Annotated in this window: 13 protein-coding genes and 1 tRNA gene; 7 read left to right on the top strand and 7 right to left on the bottom strand. The window is 35.4% G+C overall.

The features are described from left to right. Positions 1-58 precede the first annotated feature (58 nt). Entirely contained in the window at positions 59-1,174 is a 1,116-nt protein-coding gene (locus RBR53_03015; protein ID MDY0131616.1) for an HD domain-containing protein, read from the bottom strand. Between the two features lie 199 nt (positions 1,175-1,373). Between RBR53_03015 and carA the strand changes: the two genes are divergently transcribed. From carA to RBR53_02990, 5 genes are all read left to right on the top strand, one after another. Continuing rightward, a complete protein-coding gene (gene carA, locus RBR53_03010) occupies positions 1,374-2,519 on the top strand; it encodes a glutamine-hydrolyzing carbamoyl-phosphate synthase small subunit (protein ID MDY0131615.1) in 1,146 nt (381 codons plus the stop codon). A gap of 18 nt (positions 2,520-2,537) precedes the next feature. After that, positions 2,538-5,747 carry a carbamoyl-phosphate synthase large subunit gene (gene carB, locus RBR53_03005; GenBank protein ID MDY0131614.1) on the top strand — a complete coding sequence of 1,070 codons (3,210 nt, stop codon included), beginning with the start codon at positions 2,538-2,540 and terminating at the stop codon, positions 5,745-5,747. 5 nt (positions 5,748-5,752) lie between these two features. Then, complete coding sequence (gene purF, locus RBR53_03000; protein MDY0131613.1) at positions 5,753-7,141, top strand: amidophosphoribosyltransferase; 1,389 nt, start codon at positions 5,753-5,755, stop codon at positions 7,139-7,141. Positions 7,142-7,321: 180 nt separating this feature from the next. Further along, a complete protein-coding gene (locus RBR53_02995; protein ID MDY0131612.1) occupies positions 7,322-7,834 on the top strand; it encodes a cyclic nucleotide-binding domain-containing protein in 513 nt (170 codons plus the stop codon). An 81-nt stretch (positions 7,835-7,915) separates the two neighbouring features. Continuing rightward, complete coding sequence (locus RBR53_02990; protein MDY0131611.1) at positions 7,916-8,914, top strand: radical SAM protein; 999 nt, start codon at positions 7,916-7,918, stop codon at positions 8,912-8,914. Positions 8,915-8,999: 85 nt separating this feature from the next. Here RBR53_02990 and nqrF read toward each other — a convergent pair whose 3' ends face one another. Genes nqrF through RBR53_02960 form a run of 6 tightly spaced genes read right to left on the bottom strand, consistent with a single transcriptional unit; the run spans position 9,000 to position 14,714 of the window. Beyond that, entirely contained in the window at positions 9,000-10,217 is a 1,218-nt protein-coding gene (gene nqrF / locus RBR53_02985) for an NADH:ubiquinone reductase (Na(+)-transporting) subunit F (GenBank protein ID MDY0131610.1), read from the bottom strand. Positions 10,218-10,242: 25 nt separating this feature from the next. Then, positions 10,243-10,851 carry an NADH:ubiquinone reductase (Na(+)-transporting) subunit E gene (gene nqrE, locus RBR53_02980; protein ID MDY0131609.1) on the bottom strand — a complete coding sequence of 203 codons (609 nt, stop codon included), beginning with the start codon at positions 10,849-10,851 and terminating at the stop codon, positions 10,243-10,245. Between the two features lie 16 nt (positions 10,852-10,867). Next, positions 10,868-11,488, bottom strand: coding sequence for an NADH:ubiquinone reductase (Na(+)-transporting) subunit D (locus tag RBR53_02975; GenBank protein MDY0131608.1), 621 nt, complete (start codon positions 11,486-11,488; stop codon positions 10,868-10,870). Further along, complete coding sequence (locus RBR53_02970; protein MDY0131607.1) at positions 11,485-12,195, bottom strand: FMN-binding protein; 711 nt, start codon at positions 12,193-12,195, stop codon at positions 11,485-11,487. Before RBR53_02970 ends, RBR53_02975 begins: the two co-directional genes overlap by 4 nt. After that, a complete protein-coding gene (locus tag RBR53_02965; protein MDY0131606.1) occupies positions 12,188-13,360 on the bottom strand; it encodes an NADH:ubiquinone reductase (Na(+)-transporting) subunit B in 1,173 nt (390 codons plus the stop codon). The genes RBR53_02970 and RBR53_02965 overlap by 8 nt, the downstream gene beginning before the upstream one ends. Positions 13,361-13,367: 7 nt before the next feature. Beyond that, positions 13,368-14,714 (bottom strand): 4Fe-4S dicluster domain-containing protein, encoded by a 1,347-nt coding sequence (locus RBR53_02960; GenBank protein ID MDY0131605.1) that lies wholly within the window; start codon positions 14,712-14,714, stop codon positions 13,368-13,370. A gap of 143 nt (positions 14,715-14,857) precedes the next feature. Between RBR53_02960 and RBR53_02955 the strand changes: the two genes are divergently transcribed. Both RBR53_02955 and RBR53_02950 read left to right on the top strand, forming a co-directional pair. Beyond that, positions 14,858-14,933, top strand: a tRNA-Val gene (locus tag RBR53_02955). A 46-nt stretch (positions 14,934-14,979) separates the two neighbouring features. After that, the gene (locus RBR53_02950; protein MDY0131604.1) at positions 14,980-16,857 is read left to right on the top strand and encodes a radical SAM protein; all 1,878 of its coding nucleotides are present in this window, start codon (positions 14,980-14,982) and stop codon (positions 16,855-16,857) included. Positions 16,858-16,977 lie beyond the last annotated feature (120 nt).

The raw sequence follows: 16,977 nt of genomic DNA, 5'->3' as shown, positions 1-16,977 counted from the left end.
TTTCAAGGGAATTAATATTAGTATAGAGGAAAAACTCTGATTTATCACCTTTATTTGTTTAATATGAAAACTTATCTTGCAAAGCTTCACATCTCATTTGAAAAAGTATTTCTCCTGATTTTTTACCAAGCTCTTTTTTTTCTTCAGGAAGCTTGATTTTTAAAATTTTTTCAAGATCTTTTTCAGCCTGATCAAAATAATCTATTCCTTTATCTGCATTTGTTATAATAAAAACTTCTCTTAAAAATCCTTTATTGTAGAGCTCCATTAAAAGCTTTACTCTTGTTGAAGGTTTTAACTCATTGTAAACACCAGTTTTCATATGGTATTTTGCTGAAGTTATTCCTGCTTTTATAAATTTTGAAGGAAGTTTTAATCTTTTTCCAATGTTATTTGCAAGCCTGGCTCCTGTTTTTTCATGGCCATAATGGGAGGGAAGAATCTCTTTTGGGGTTTTTATTTTACCAAGATCATGACAAAATGCCATCCACACAAGAAGGCTTGATCCATAAACTTTTTGCATACAGTCCAGAGTATGGTCAAATACTGTATTTTTTCCGTGAAATTTTTCAGGCCCTGCAGGGATTTTATCTGCATTTTCAAATTCTTTAAACCAGGGGCTTAAATTGCCTGTATCATTTAAAAGACTAATGAAATTTTCCGGTCTTTTAGCTTCAAATGCTTTTCTTAATTCATTTCCCACTCTTTCGGCCGAAATATTTTTTGTAAGTCCTTTTTCTTTGGTGAGTTTCATTGCATTAATAAGCTCTTCAGACACTTTAAAATCAGGAAATACAGCAGAAAACCTTGCGGCTCTAAAAACTCTTAAAGGATCATCAAAAAAGTTTTTTATTGAAACAGGGCGTAAAATTTTTTCTTCAATATCTTTTAAAGCTTTTGGGTGAGAAATGATTTTATCTTCTTCAGATTTTGCAATTGCATTAATTGTAAGATCTCTTGATTCAAGGTCTTTTTCAATGCTTTCAAATTCAGAAATTGTATATTCATTGCCCTTAGAAATATAAACAGGCTTTTTTTTTCCTATTTTTTTAATATCTGGAAGTTTTTCCAAAAGTTGTTTTTCATCAGCTTCAAATATAACATAATCAGAATCATAACTTTTTATTCCAAGAAGCTGATCTCTTATTTTTCCGCCTACTTTATAAATTTTCATTGGCTGGGTTACCTGCCTTTTTGTAAAATTAAAAATTATTTTCTTAAATATAACACAAAAATTAAGCTTGTTTGTTTAATTTTATAAACTTTTCTATGGTAGTTAACGGCGACTGAATGTATAATTTAAAAGTTGTAATCAGATATTATTATGCTATATTTAGCTGATTTTTTTTAAATAACCTCAAAGGGGGCTTTTTATGAAAGCAGTTCTTGCCCTGGAAGACGGGACTATATTTCCGTGCAAGAGTTTTACCGGGCCCGGAGAATCGGGCGGGGAGCTTGTTTTTAATACAGGTATGACCGGTTATCAGGAGGTTTTGACAAATCCTTCCTATAGCGGTCAAATGGTGGTAATGACCTATCCTCTTATCGGCAGTTACGGGGTTAATGATGAGGATGTGGAATCAGATAAAATTCAGGTTTCATCTTTTATTGTTAAAGAATATCAAAATTACCCCAGCAATTACAGATCAACCAAAAGCCTTTCGGCTTATCTTCAGTCAGAAAATATTTTAGGGATCCATGATTTAGACACAAGAGGACTTGTTGTTCATTTAAGGGAAAGCGGAACCATGCGTGGTTTTATTTCCACTTATGAAACAGATTGCCCGCAAAATCTTGTTGAAAAAGCTAAAAGTTTCCCTTTAATAGAAGGCAGGGATCTTGTAAAAAATCTTACAACAACAAAACCTTATTTTTGGGATAATAAGGGTAAAACATTTCTTGATAACCTGGATTCAGGCGACAAAGTTTGGAAGTCAAAAGGAAAAAATAAAATCTGTGTTTTTGATTTTGGAGTAAGTTTCAGTGTTTTAAACCTTTTGGATTTAAATGATTTTGAAGTTCTTGTTGTTCCGGCATTTACAAGTTCTTATGAAGTCAAAAACCTTGATCCTGACGGAGTTTTTCTTTCAAACGGGCCAGGAGATCCAAAGCCTTTAGATTATGCAGTTGAAACAATTAAAAATATTTTAGGGTTTAAGCCGATTTTTGGAATTTGTCTTGGAACCGGACTTGCCGGGCTTGCTGTGGGTGGAAACACTTTTAAGCTGAAACATGGGCATAGAGGGCCAAATAATCCAGTAAAAAAAGAAGACGGAAGTATAGAATCAAGAGCACAAAATCACGGATTTGCAATTGAAACTGAAAGTATTGATCAAGGTAAAGTTAAGATTACTCACCTGAATCTAAATGATGATACAATTGAAGGTTTCAAACACAAAGAATTTTCTCTAATCTGCGTTCAACACCTTCCTGAAGCTTCTCCAGGCCTTGAGAACTCGTCGGGTTTTTTTTCAGATTTAAAAAAAATGATAAATGATTTTAAAACTAAAGAACAATAAAAGGAAGATTTAAGGGTTATGCCCAAAAGAACAGATATTAAAAAAATTTTGATAATAGGAGCAGGTCCCATTGTCATAGGACAGGCTTGTGAATTTGACTATTCCGGCACCCAGGCATGCAAAGCATTAAGAGAAGAAGGATATGAAGTTATTCTTGTAAACAGTAATCCTGCAACAATAATGACTGATCCTGAGATGGCCGATAAAACCTATATTGAACCAGTTAATTCAGATATTTTAGAAAAAATTATTGAAAAAGAAAGACCTGATGCAATCCTTCCCACCATAGGTGGACAAACAGGTCTTAATGTGGCTGTTGAAGCTGCCAAAAAAGGTATTTTGAAAAAATACAATGTTGAAATGATAGGTGTGTCTGTTGAGGCAATAGAAAAAGCTGAAGACAGGGAGCAATTCAGGGAAGCCATGGATAAAATCGGGTTAAGGGTTCCCAAAAGCGGGTTTGCCCAATCAATGGATGAAGCAAGGCAAATTGCCGACTCAATTGGTTTTCCTCTTATAATAAGACCAAGTTACACCCTTGGAGGTACAGGCGGAGGAGTTGCCTACAACCGGGAAGAGCTTGAAGCTGTTGCAAAGTCAGGCCTTGATGCCAGTATGATTGATCAGATAATGATTGAAGAGTCTGTGCTTGGATGGAAAGAATACGAAATTGAGGTTGTAAGGGACAGAAAAGACAATGTTGTAATTATTTGCTCAATTGAAAATATTGATGCAATGGGAGTTCATACAGGAGACAGTATAACTGTTGCTCCTGCCCAGACATTGACTGATAAGGAATATAAAGCATTAAGAGATGCCTCCATTGCCATTATAAGGGAAATCGGTGTTGAAACCGGAGGCTCAAATGTTCAGTTTGCTATAAACCCCAAAAACGGAGATATGATAGTTGTTGAAATGAATCCAAGGGTTTCCAGAAGTTCTGCCCTTGCTTCAAAAGCAACTGGTTATCCCATAGCAAAAATTGCAGCAAAACTTGCAATAGGGTATTCACTGGATGAGCTTAAAAACGATATAACAGGCCAGACAATGGCATCTTTTGAGCCTTCAATAGATTATGTTGTTTTAAAAATCCCAAGATGGACATTTGAAAAGTTTCCTGAAACAAAAGACGTTTTAACAACCACAATGAAATCGGTTGGTGAAACAATGTCAATTGGAAGAACTTTTAAAGAGTCTCTTCAAAAAGCCTTGAGATCCCTTGAAACAGGAAGAGCCGGACTTGGTTGTGATGGAAAAGATATTGAGCTTCCTGAAACAGAAGAACTCATGTACAAGCTTGTGACTCCAAATTCCCAAAGGCTTTTTTATTTAAGATATGCCCTTAAAAAAGGAATGACCATTGAAGAGATATCCAAGGCAACTTCAATTGATCCCTGGTTTCTTAATCAGATAAAACAAATTGTTGATTTTGAAGAAGTTATAAAAAAAGCAGGCTCAAACATAGACAAAGAGCTTTTTTATCAAGCTAAAAAAATGGGATTTTCAGATATTCAGCTTTCAAATCTTTTAGATAAAAAAATTGAAGAAATTGAAGAGTTTAGAGATAAAAATAAAATATTTCCTGTTTATAAGCTTGTTGATACCTGCTCTGGAGAATTTCCAGCCTTAACTCCATATTTTTATTCAACCTATGAGCAAATTGATGAATCAAGAATAAATGATTGTAAAAAGGTAATGATTCTTGGGGGCGGTCCAAATCGAATAGGCCAGGGTATAGAGTTTGATTACTGCTGTGTTCACGCTTCTTTTGCTTTAAAAGAAGAAGGGGTTGAATCAATAATGGTGAATTCAAACCCTGAAACAGTAAGCACAGACTATGATATTTCAGATAAACTTTATTTTGAACCTCTTACAAAAGAGGATGTTCTTCATATAGTAAAAGCTGAAAATCCCGACGGAGTAATTGTTCAGTTCGGGGGGCAGACTCCTCTTAATCTAGCACTTCAGCTTGAAAAGGCAGGAGTGAAAATAATTGGAACAAGTCCTTCAAACATAAATAAGGCAGAAGACAGGGAAGAGTTCCAGTCAATGCTTAACAAGCTTGGATTAAGACAGCCTGAAAGCGGAATTGCCTTTTCAGAAACTGAAGCAATCACAGTAGCAGAAGAGCTTGGGTACCCTGTGCTTGTAAGGCCTTCCTATGTTCTTGGCGGAAGAGCCATGAAAATTGTTTATAATAGACAAGATCTTAAAGAGTTTTCAAAATATGGATTTGCAGTTTCAGAAGGTCATCCTGTTTTAATAGATAAATTTTTGCAAGGAGCCATTGAAATTGATGTTGATGCCCTTTCAGACGGGAAAAAAACAATAATTGGCGGAATTATGCAGCATATTGAAGAAGCAGGGATTCATTCAGGTGACAGTGCCTGTGTTATTCCTCCATACAGCCTTTCTGATGAAATAATTGAAGAAATAAGAACTGCAACAGGTTCCATGGCAAAGGAGCTTGAGGTTATTGGTCTTATGAATGTTCAGTATGCAGTAAAAAACAATGAACTTTATATTATTGAAGTAAATCCAAGAGCTTCAAGAACAATTCCTTTTGTAAGCAAGGCAACCGGAGTTCCCCTGGCAAAAATGGCCACAAAAGTTATGCTGGGTAAAACCATAGACGAACTAGGACTTAAGGATTATCATGATCTTCCCCATTATGCTGTAAAAGAAGTTGTTCTTCCTTTTAATAAATTTCCTGAAGTTGATCTTGTTTTAGGTCCTGAAATGAAGTCTACAGGTGAAGTAATGGGAATAGACAAAGAGCTTGGAAATGCCATAGCAAAATCAATTTACGGGGCAGGGCAGAAACTTCCTGAATCGGGCAGGGTTTTTATAAGTGTAAGAAATGAAGACAAGGAAAAAGCTGCTGTAATTGCAAAGGATTTTATTGACCTTGGATTTGAAATTATGGCAACAAGGGGAACATCTGCTTTTTTTGAAGAGCAGGGGATAAAAAATACAATGGTAAGAAAAGTTTCTGTTGGAAGACCCCATGTTGTTGATGAAATAAAAAACAATTCAATTTCCCTTGTTTTTAATACACCCAGCGGAAGTTCAAGAACTGAAAAAGACGGATATAAGATAAGAAGAGCTGCCTTAAGTTTTGGAATTCCATACACCACTACAACAGAGGGCGCAGCAACCTATTGTCTTGCCGTAAAGGCTCTTAAACAAAATGAAATCAAAGTAAAACCAATTCAGGAGTATTATTAAATCTAATGTTTTGTTCAGAAAACAGACCAAGGGAAGCCTGCGGAATTTTTGGGATTTTAGATCACAAAGATGCGGCACAGCTCACATATTTTGGACTTTATGCCCTTCAGCACAGAGGTCAGGAAAGTGCTGGAATCAGTGTGCTTTCTGATGACAAAAAAATTCAATGCAAAAAAGGGATGGGTCTTGTTCCAGATGTTTTTTCAAAGGAAGATCTTGAAAGTTTAAAAGGAAATCTTGCCATAGGCCATGTAAGATATTCCACTGCTGGTAACTCAATGGTTGAAAATACCCAGCCTTTTCTTGTTCAACATAAAAATATGTCTTTTGCCCTTGTACACAATGGAAATCTTACCAATTCCCATATCCTGAAAAAAGAGCTTGAGGATGACGGCTCAATTTTTCAGACAACAATGGACAGTGAAATTGCCATCCATGTGTTTGTAAAAAATCTTAAAGGAAATAATCTTGAAACAGCTCTTGTAAAAACAGCTGAAAAACTTGAAGGAGCATTTTCCTTTATTGCCATGACAAGTAATGGAGAACTTATAGGAATAAAAGACCCCCATAGTTTCAGGCCTCTTTGTATTGGTAAATTAAATGGAAAATATGTTCTTTCTTCTGAAACCTGTGCCCTTGATCTTGTTCAGGCAGAGTTTTTACGAGAACTGGAACCAGGTGAAATTGTAATTATTAACAAAGACGGAATCAGAAGCATAAACAGCCCTAAGCCTGCTAAAAGAGCATTTTGCATTTTTGAGTATATTTATTTTGCAAGACCTGATTCAACTTTTTTCGGGAAAAATGTTTATGAGATGAGAAAATCACATGGAATTCAGCTTGCAAAGGAAGCTCCTGTTGATGCTGATATTGTAATGCCTTTTCCAGATTCAGGGGTTTATGCTGCCATAGGTTATTCTAAAGAATCAAAAATTCCTTTTGAAATGGGTATGATAAGAAACCACTATGTTGGAAGAACCTTTATTCAGCCTACCCAGGAAATGAGGGAATTTGGGGTGAGAATCAAACTTAACCCTGTTAAAGAGGTTTTAAAAAATAAAGAAATAATAATAGTTGAAGATTCAATAATAAGAGGCACAACTGCAAAAACAAGGGTGAAGGCTCTAAGGGATCTTGGAGTTAAAAAAATACACATGAGGATAAGCTGCCCTCCCCATAGATTCCCTTGTGTTTATGGAATAGATTTTTCAAGCAGGGGAGAACTTGTTGCAGCCAAAAAAACTGTGGATGAACTAAGAACTTATCTTGATCTTGACACTCTTCATTATTTAAGCCTTGAAGGACTTCTTGAATCAACAGGAATTTCACTTCCAGATCAAGGGTTTTGCAAGGCTTGTTTTGACGGAGAATATCCTGTTTCATTTTCTAAATGAATGTTTAAAAAGTTTTCATCTAGATGAATTTACCTGAATTATCTAAAAGGATATAGGTTCACTTAAATAACAAAATATGTAATCATGAGTTGTTGAAAATTTTAAAAAGTTTATATTATTAAAATAGATGTAAATTCAGGTAAAAGATGGCTTAGTAAAATTTGTGTAAAGGGATTTGCCGTGAAGGAAACAAAATATTTAAAAGACAATATTGAAAACATTCAAAAACTCATGAGAATACCTGCTCTTAGAAATTTTGAACTTGATAGTCTTTCCAATCTTTTAAGGCTTAGCAAAATCAGAAAATATAAAGATGGTGAAACAATTATCAGGGAGGGTGATTCAGACCCTTGGCTTTATTTTCTTCTTGACGGAGAAGTAAGGATTGTAAAAAACTCCCATGAAATTTCCAGAATAAAAAAAATGGGAGAAATTTTTGGTGAAATGAGACTGATTGACAAGCAGGGTAGATCAGCTTCTGTTCTTTCAGTTAATGAATCCATGTGTCTTGCAGTAAATACCGGAGCAGGGGACAGGATAATGTCAGAAGACAATAGAGAAGAAAGACTTGACTTTCTTTTGCTTTTATACAGGATATTTGCAGAGTATCTTTCTGCAAGATTAAGACTTGCCAATGATGAGCTTATAAAGGCTAAAGATGAGATTGAGTTTTACAAATCCAAACAGGAATAAGTTAAATTTTCAACTATCACTTTCATGGTTTATTTGAGATTAATTTAAATATAATAAGGAAATTCAAGGTTTTATTATAAAATGAAACGGACAGTAGATTTTAAAAAACATGCAACAAATATTTTTTTTCATATTCTCACCCAATGCAATCTTAAATGCAAACATTGCTATATAAATCCTTCTCAGCACGGAACCAAAACACTTTCTGAGCAGGAAATTTATGAGTGGCTGAAGTTTTTTTCAAATAAAAACAAAGAGGCCAATGTGATTTTTCTTGGGGGAGAACCGACTTTAAATCCCAATCTTGCCTATGGAGTAAAAAAAGCAGGAGAACTTGGTTATTCATCAATTACAATTGATACCAATGGATATCTTTTCAATGATATTTTAAATAAAATCAAGCCTTCAGATCTTGATTTTATTAGCTTCAGCCTTGACGGAGCTTCCCCTGAAACAAACGATCCCATTAGAGGGAAAGGTGTTTTTGATACTTGCACCAGGGGTATAAAAGAAGCTGCTGATAAAGGATTTACCACAAGCTTGATATATACAGTAAGTTCTAAAAACATCCATGAACTTGAAAATATGTATGATCTTGTCAAAGATCTTGGAATTTCACGATTTTTTATTCAGGTGATAGGAATAAGAGGCTCTGCAGATGAAAAAGGAAGCTCATTACAGCTTACAAAAGGTACTTGGGAAAGTGTAGTTCCTGAAATAGCCGATAAAATTGCAAGGGATCATAAAATTATAGTCACTTATCCAAAGGTTTTTTTAGGCTTAGATGAAAAATTTGAATGTGCGGGTGTTGTTGCTGACAACTACTTTCTTTTTCCAAATGACAGGGTATACAAATGCCCTCTTTGCGAAGATTATCCTGTTCATTCCTATGAGTTTGATAAAAATCGTTTATTAAAAAACAGCGGCATAACAGAAGAATCCCTTTTTGATCTTGATATACCTGAAGGTTGTGTTTTGAATAAAATAATTCAGCCGGGTAATTTGAGTTATGACAAAAATGGAAAGCCTTTTTATAAAATTGCCTGCTGTATGTTAAAGGAAGAAATTTCTTATCTTTAGTTGGTAGCGATTAGCTGTATTTGTGGGTATTTTTGTTTTTTTATTAAAAGCTGAAAGCCGGGGAAAACCCCCGGTTTGTTATGGATTAAAAAGCATCAAACAGAATTGAATCTTCTTCCACTCCCTCGTTTATAAGCATTTTAATTACTGACTCAACCATTATTGGGGGGCCGCAAAGATAATATTCAATATCTTCCGGTGAATTATGCTGTTTAATATAATTATCATAAAGGGCCTGGTGGATATATCCTGTCATTCCATCCCATTTTTCCGATTCAATTGGTTCAGATAAGGCTATATAAAATTTGAAATTATCATGCTTTTTTTCAAGATCCCTGAAAAGGTCCTCATAAAAAATTTCCCTTACAGATCTTGCTCCGTACCAGAAGGTGATTTTTCTTTTTGAATCAAGGGTGTTTAAAAGGTGAAGTATATGACATCTCATTGGAGCCATTCCAGCACCTCCTCCCACAAAGCAGATTTCATTGTCTGTGTCTTTTACAAAGAAATCCCCGTAAGGACCTGTGAATCTGACCTTGTCTCCGGGTTTAAGTGTAAAGAGATATGAGGTACCAAGGCCTGGCATTACATCAGGTTTGTCTTCAGGCGGATTTGCTATTCTTATTGTAAGAATCACGTCTTTTTCATAGGGGGCATTTGCAATTGAATAGGCACGGATGACTTCTTCACTGGAAGAAGCTGTGAGATTAAGAAGTCCTTCGCTTTCCCATTCTTCAATGTATTGATCATCTATATCAAAATCACTGAATTTTATGTTTTCATAGGGGGGCACTTCTATTTGGATATAAGTACCTTCTTTGAATTCAAAGGTTTGGGAATCATCAACTTTGAGGATAAGTTCTTTTATATAGGTAGAAATGTTGTCGTTTGAAACAACTTCAGCATCATAAGCTGAAATATTAAATATTTCATCGGGAATTTTTATTTTAAGGTCATCTCTGACCCTCATCATACATGCAAGTCTTACTTGATCTTTTTTTTCGCTTCTTGTTATATGGCCAAGTTCAGTGGGAAGAATTTCTCCTCCACCTTCAAGGACCTGAAGTTTACACAATCCACAGGTTCCTCCTCCTCCGCAGGCAGATGGAAGTAGAATCCCTTCGTTTACAAGGGCGTTTAATAGGTTTGTTCCGCTGGATACTTCGATGCTTTTTGATTTATCTTCGTTTATTATTATTTTATTTTTGCCTGCCGGAGAAAGCTTGTTTTTTACAATTAAAAGAAGAACCACCAAGGAAAGGGTTACGCCTGTAAAAACTGAAAGGCTTACAAAATATATCACTTCAAAATCTCCTAATAAGTTTTGTTTAAAGAGAAATCCCTGAAAAAATCATAAATCCCATTGACATAAGACCTGCTACTATCATGGTCAACCCGTAACCTTTGAGTCCTTCAGGGGGATCAGCATACAAAAGCTTAATTCTTATAGCAGCAAGAGTTATCATGGCAAGAAACCATCCAAATCCAGAGCCAAATCCAAAAACTATTGTTTCAGTAAGAGAGTATTCCCTTTCAACCATGAAAAGGGAGGCACCAAGGATTGCACAATTAACTGCAATAAGCGGAAGAAATACGCCAAGTGCAGTATAAAGAGGTTGAGAGAACCTGTCTATTATCATTTCAACAATTTGTACCATGGCAGCTATTGAGGCAATAAAAGTAATGTATTTTAAAAAACTCAGGTCCATGTTTGGCAAACCTGCCCATGACAAAGCTCCAGGGGCAAGAAGATAATGAAATACAAGCCAGTTTACAGGTGCTGTAACAGAGTTTACAAAAATAACGGCAAATCCAATGCCTACTGCAGTTTTATAATTATTGGAAACCGCAACAAAAGCACACATTCCCAAAAAATATGATAAAAGAATGTTTCCTACAAAAACTGAGTTTACAAAAAGACTTAATAGGTTTTCCATTTATGTCCTCCACCAACTATTGGGATTTGAAAAGAGAGTTTTGAAGCCAAACAAGAAGCCCGATTATAATAAAAGCCGCCGGCGCAAGAAGCATAAATCCCATGTCAGTATATCCTGCGTTGTATAAAAATTCAGGAATAACTTTATATCCAAAAAGACTGCCCGAGCCAAAAAGTTCTCTTACAAAAGCAACAAAAATTAAAACAAAGGAATAGCCAAGTCCGTTTCCAAATCCGTCCATTAAAGAAAGACCCGGAGTGCTGCCAAGGGCAAAAGTTTCGGCTCTTCCCATCACAAGACAATTGGTTATGATAAGACCTACAAAAACAGAAAGCTGTTTGCTTATTCCAAAAAGATAAGCTTTTAAAAATTCATCTGCAAGAATAACAAGTGTAGCTATAACACAGAGTTCAAATATAATTCTTATGCTATCAGGCACCAGCTTTCTAAAAATAGAAACAACCAGGTTGGAAAAGGTAATAACAAAGGTAAGTGCCAGACCCATTACAATGGCAGTTTTGAGCTGAACTGTAACTGCAAGAGCTGAACAGATACCAAGCATCTGAACATTTATGGGGTTGTTGCCTATAATAGGCTCAAGCATGGTTTTTATATATTGGTTATTTAAAAGTTTCATGGCTCACCTTTTAATTGTTTTTTTGTTGTATTGTCGGTGTTGAAATCAATATTGTTGTTGCGAAATTTTTTTGAAATAGGTTCGTATTTTTCAAGGGTTTCTATCATCCCCTCACCTAGAAATCTACCTGTGAGAGTTGCCCCGCTGATTCCGTCAACATAATGATCTCTTTCTGAAATTGAAATGGAGTCTGCAACTCTGCCTTTGGCAACCATCACTCCTTTGAAATTGTTGTTTTTATCTATTATTTTTTTGTTTGTATAATTGTCTAAAAACGGTCTTTTATCAATTTCAGCTCCAAGTCCGGGAGTTTCCTGGTGTTGATAAATACTTACACCAGAAATGGTTATTCCATCGTTTTCTAAAGCAATATAGCCGTAAATTCTTCCCCAGAGTCCACTTGATTCAAAAGGTACTATATAACCTGAAATTTCACCTGAATCGGCATAGGTAAGATAAAGTTCAAGATCTGGGTTTTCTTTTGAGTTGGCAGGGATAATTTTTTCTTTAAAAATTTCCCTTATTTTTTCTGCTGGAGGCTGAACTGAGCCTATATATCCTGCGGCCATCAATATATTGGCTTCTTTGTTTACAAGGGCGTTTTTTTCCTGAAGAGGCTTTAGTCTTGAGGCTGCCAATGTAAGCAAAAGGCTGGCTACAGTGCATAGAACAATAGTAAATAAAATAGATTTAAAATTATCAGACATTGGGTATCCTCTTTTTTAATCTGAATTTAATTGCATAATAATCCAGAAGCGGAGCAAAAAGGTTCATGAAAAGAATTGCAAGCATTGTTCCTTCAGGGTATGCAGGGTTGAATACTCTTATCAGGATTGTAAGCATTCCTATTAAAAACCCGTAAACCCACCTGGCTCCTTTGATTCCCGGAGAAGTTACAGGGTCTGTTGCCATAAAGAAAATTCCAAATGCAAATCCACCCATTACAAGATGATAAAGTGGGTTTAGTGATAAATATGCATTGTCTGAAACACCTGAAAAAAGATTTAAAAACAAAGCTGTTAAAACTGCACCGGCAATTCCTCCAATTATTGTCTGGAAGCTTGCAACTCCGGTTATTACAAGAAAAATTCCTCCGATAAGACAAAGAAGAGCAGATGTTTCTCCTATGGAACCAGGAGTGAATCCCATGAAAAGATTATAAAAATCAAATCCGTTCTGATTAAGGACGTTTGTCAAATCAGCTCCTCTTTCAGCTGAGGCTGAAAGAGCAAGAGGTGTTGCTCCTGTAACTGCATCAGGTGAAAAGTTTTTGATCCAGACTGTATCTCCGGATAAACTTGCAGGATAAGCAAAGAACAAAAAAGCCCTTGCTGTAAGAGCAGGGTTTAAGATATTTCGGCCTGTTCCTCCAAAAACTTCTTTTCCTATAATTACTCCAAAGGAAATACCCACAGCTGCCTGCCATAAGGGTATGGTTGGAGGAAGAATAAGGGGATATAAAAGTCCGGTTACAAGGAATCCTTCGCTTACTTTGTGCCTTCTTATAACTGAAAACAATCCTTCCCAGAAAAGTCCCACTCCGTATGAAATAACAAGAAGGGGCAGGAAAAGTATAAGCCCTTCAATAAAAGAAGAAAAAATTTCTGGTGAAACCCCTTTTGCTTGAAGTGAATAACTTCCGCTGTTGTATATTCCAAAAACCGTACACGGGATAAGAGCCACGATAACAATGGACATAAATCTTTTGAGATCCAGAAAATCTTTTACGTGGGGGCTGCCCGAGGTAGTTTCTTCAGGAACAAATAAAATTGTTTCAAAAGCATCGAAAACAGGTTCAAATCTGTTGAATCTGCCTCCATCCTGAAAATGTTTTCTATTGGTGTCAAAAAAATTTCTAATCAGCTTTTTCATAAATCTTTTATGCCTTTTTCTCTTTTAGATAATTATCCTTTGCCTCTTTGAAAACCTGGGAAAGAGGAATCTTTGAAGGACACACATATGAACAAAGTGAACATTCTGTGCAGTCAAGGAGTCCATGTGCCAATGCGGAATCCAGGTCATCACCGTAAAGAGCTTTCATGGTAAACTGTGGAAGAATATCTAAAGGACACACTTGTTCGCAGTATGAGCAGTTTATGCAAGCTCTTTTTTCACCATGGAGATTGCAGTTTGTTGATAAACCTGAGGGCAGAATAGAAGATAAAAATGTTTTTGAATAACTTTCCTTGTTTCTGCCTGGTTTTAAAAAACCAAGGAATTCTTTTTCATCTCCTTCAGGAATTATTGTAATTGAAGGCTCATAAAATCCTGAATATCCGTTTTTAGAAGACTTGGTTCCCCTGAAGATATCCCCTGAAATAAACCTTTGGTTTCCACTTATTTCTTCAATGTTTTTTACAAGAGAAGATATAGGTGCTCCTATTCTTGATTTGACATGATAGGGTTTTTTGGAGTCGCCTGGATATACAATAAATGTCTTGTCTGTAAAATATCTTCCCTGGGAGAGGGTTTCTCCAATATTTATAAGTGCCTGTCCGTCAATATACCAGGCATTAAGTTCAGGTTTGTTTTTTAAGTGGTAGAAAATCACCCCGGGATCAAAAGCAGGATATTTGCCTTCAACAAGATAGTTTATTGATGAGGCGCATTCACCTATACTGTGATTGTTTTTATCTGCATAAACAATTACTTTATCAGCCAATTTCTTTAAAACAGAAATTCCATGATTAAAAGCTTTTAACCTGTGCTTCAGCCAGGTCTCAGGAAGCGGATAAAAAGGTACGTTGTCCGATAGTTTTACAAGTATAATATCGGGCTTTTCATCGGGCATAGGAATTGTATTGAAAGGCAAAGATCTAAGATAAGGCCAAAGTCCGTCTTTTAGTAGAATCTCAGTCAGTTCATTGGCTGAAAGGCTTCTTAAATTGCTTTCAGTAACAGTCTGGAGTTCTTCATAGTCTTCAGTTTCATCAAGAGAGATTTCAATTTTTTGGATTATTCTTTTTGCCCCGATTTCAATTTCAGTTATTTTACCGCAGCCTGGAGAAAGAAAAACAAGTTCAGGGTCTCTTTTGGCTGTAAATAGAGGGGTACCTGTTTTTACATAATCATTTTTATCGACTAAAAGCCTTGACCTTATTCCTTTAAAAACAAAAGGAAGCACTGCTATTTTTTCAGGTAAAGGCAAGTCTGATTCAAAATTTGCAGTAATTTTAATTTCCGAGAGAGGATGGTTAAATCCTTTGTTTATCCGAATTTTTTTCATTTGTTTACCAAGCTCATAAAGTTTGGGTTAGTTAAAAAATAAAGGAAAAATTATCATATTAAAATTTATATTACAAGTTGATTTATCAGTTTTTCCTTGACATAAAAGAGTTCAAAGTCATATAAGAAATTTTTACAACCTAAAGGCACGTAGCTCAGCTGGCAGAGCACTACCCCGACACGGTAGAAGTCTCCGGTTCAATCCCGGACGTGCCTACCACCAACACTTCCAAAGGGCAAAAGGATTTTCCTTTTTGCAGTTTATAATGAAAACGCTCCTTATTCAGCTTCCCATCCCAAGATTAAATTCAGGACTTAAAACAGGCAATGTTCCTCTTGGTGGTGCTTGTCTGAAGCTTGCAATTCCCAAACCCTATGATGAACAGGTAGAAATTGTTCCTGAAAGTATTGGATCTTACTTAGGAGATTTTGCTCTTATAGAACTCATTTTGTACAAAAGACCTGATATAGTATGCTTTACATTGTTTTGTTGGAATGTAAAAAGAAGTATTTATATAGCAGAGAAACTTAAGAAACACAATATAAGAATTGGTTTTGGGGGACCCGAAGCCTGCCCTGACAACAGGCTTGTTTTGGATAGTTGTGCTGATTTTGTGGTTTTTGGCGAAGGAGAGTCTTTTTTTAAAAAAATTATTTGTCCCCAGGTTTTTACTAAAGAAGACAAAGACAATTGCTTTATTTTTAAAAATCTTTCAAGCCCTTATGTACAAGGAATGCTTGAGCCCCATATCCAGGATTCAATCCTTGTTGAAACCCAAAGAGGCTGTCCTTATTCCTGCGGATATTGTTATTACAATAAATCAAGAAGCAAAGTTTGTGTAAGACCTGCACCAAGAGTTTATGAAGCAGTTGAATATGCTATTTCAGAAAAAATTTCAGAAGTTTATTTTCTTGACCCTTCTTTAAACACAAGGCCTGATCTCGAAGGTTTTTTAAAAGATCTCTCTTTAATAAATAAGGATAAAAAAACAGGATTTCACAGCGAGATAAGAGCTGAATCCATTACACCTAAACTTGGGGACTTGTTTTTTGAATCTAATTTTAAAAGCTTTGAAATAGGCCTTCAATCTGTAAATTCATCAGCCCTTTCTATTATGAAAAGACCCACAGATCTTTCAAAGTTTATTAAAGGGGTAAATATTTTAAAAAAGCGGGGGATAAGCCCTTGTGTTGATCTTATCACTGGTCTTCCAGGAGATGACCCCTTGGGGATAAAAAAATCCATAGACTTTATTTTAGAAAACAACCTGGAAGAAGATGTTCAGTTTTTTCCTTTGAGTGTAATTCCTGGAACAGATTTCAGGCTTAATCATCAAAAGCTTGGGCTTAAATTTAATCCTGAGCCGCCTTACAATATAATTTCATCTCCCGGGTTTAGCGAAGAAGATATTTTAAAATCTTTTGAATATGCTGAACAAATGCTTGGGATTTCATTTTTTCCCATGCCTGAAATTGAGCTTTCCCATAAATCTGAATCTGGAAAAGATATAAAAGTAAAACTTGGATCTTTTGATTATATTTCCAAACTTATTATTTTTGAAAAAAGGGATTTAAGTGAAATTGGAAAGATTTCAGAAAAGATGGCTTCTCCTTATCAGATAATTTTTGGCAAAAAAATAAAAGATAAAGATTATATTTTAAAAACAATTGAAATCCTTTCTTTAAAAAATCCTTTTATCCCATTTGAAGTTGTTTTTATTGAGCCGGAATTTAAACCCTGTAAAAAAGAAATTTTATCAAGGACCAGGCTTGAAAGGCCTCATTTCCTTGATGGTGATTTAAGATTTCTTTACCCGGATCAAGGAAACAGGGCGGTTTTATTTACCATTGCAACATCTGAAAACTACTTTGATTTCCGGGGGGAAATGGAAAGGGAGGTTTTTATATGGAAAAGAAATGTTTTGCCAGAAATTGAATACCTTGAGTCAATGGATGATTATGACGGAATTCTTCTTGATTCAAATTTCAGTGAGTTGGAAATAGAAAAATGGCAGGATGAAATTGCAGATAAGGCAGATGATTTGCTGCATATTACTTTTTCTGATTTAAAACATCAGAAACGGTGGATAAAACTTGCCATGGCTGATACTTACAATATGTTTTTTTATGACTCAGTTTTTTAAATCCAGGTGTTTTTTATAGTTAAACTAAAGGTCTTTAAAATTCAGCTTATCCATATAATTTAATAGAATCTGTTCCTTAAGAAAATTTATAGGAAATGATATTAATGATAAAGCGTTAAA

Source organism: Desulforegulaceae bacterium (genome assembly GCA_034006035.1).
Lineage (GTDB): Bacteria > Desulfobacterota > Desulfobacteria > Desulfobacterales > JACKCP01 > JACKCP01.
The sequence above is the reverse complement of the archived record's forward strand: the minus strand, read 5'-3'. Positions and strand labels throughout refer to the sequence as shown.

Excerpts from the sequence above, each read along its gene's own strand:
- RBR53_03015 (MDY0131616.1), bottom strand. The coding sequence starts at position 1,174 with ATGAAAATTTATAAAGTAGGCGGAAAAATAAGAGATCAGCTTCTTGGA.
- carA (MDY0131615.1), top strand. The coding sequence starts at position 1,374 with ATGAAAGCAGTTCTTGCCCTGGAAGACGGGACTATATTTCCGTGCAAG.
- carB (MDY0131614.1), top strand. The coding sequence starts at position 2,538 with ATGCCCAAAAGAACAGATATTAAAAAAATTTTGATAATAGGAGCAGGT.
- purF (MDY0131613.1), top strand. The coding sequence starts at position 5,753 with ATGTTTTGTTCAGAAAACAGACCAAGGGAAGCCTGCGGAATTTTTGGG.
- RBR53_02990 (MDY0131611.1), top strand. The coding sequence starts at position 7,916 with ATGAAACGGACAGTAGATTTTAAAAAACATGCAACAAATATTTTTTTT.
- nqrE (MDY0131609.1), bottom strand. The coding sequence starts at position 10,851 with ATGGAAAACCTATTAAGTCTTTTTGTAAACTCAGTTTTTGTAGGAAAC.
- RBR53_02975 (MDY0131608.1), bottom strand. The coding sequence starts at position 11,488 with ATGAAACTTTTAAATAACCAATATATAAAAACCATGCTTGAGCCTATT.
- RBR53_02970 (MDY0131607.1), bottom strand. The coding sequence starts at position 12,195 with ATGTCTGATAATTTTAAATCTATTTTATTTACTATTGTTCTATGCACT.
- RBR53_02965 (MDY0131606.1), bottom strand. The coding sequence starts at position 13,360 with ATGAAAAAGCTGATTAGAAATTTTTTTGACACCAATAGAAAACATTTT.
- RBR53_02960 (MDY0131605.1), bottom strand. The coding sequence starts at position 14,714 with ATGAAAAAAATTCGGATAAACAAAGGATTTAACCATCCTCTCTCGGAA.
- RBR53_02950 (MDY0131604.1), top strand. The coding sequence starts at position 14,980 with ATGAAAACGCTCCTTATTCAGCTTCCCATCCCAAGATTAAATTCAGGA.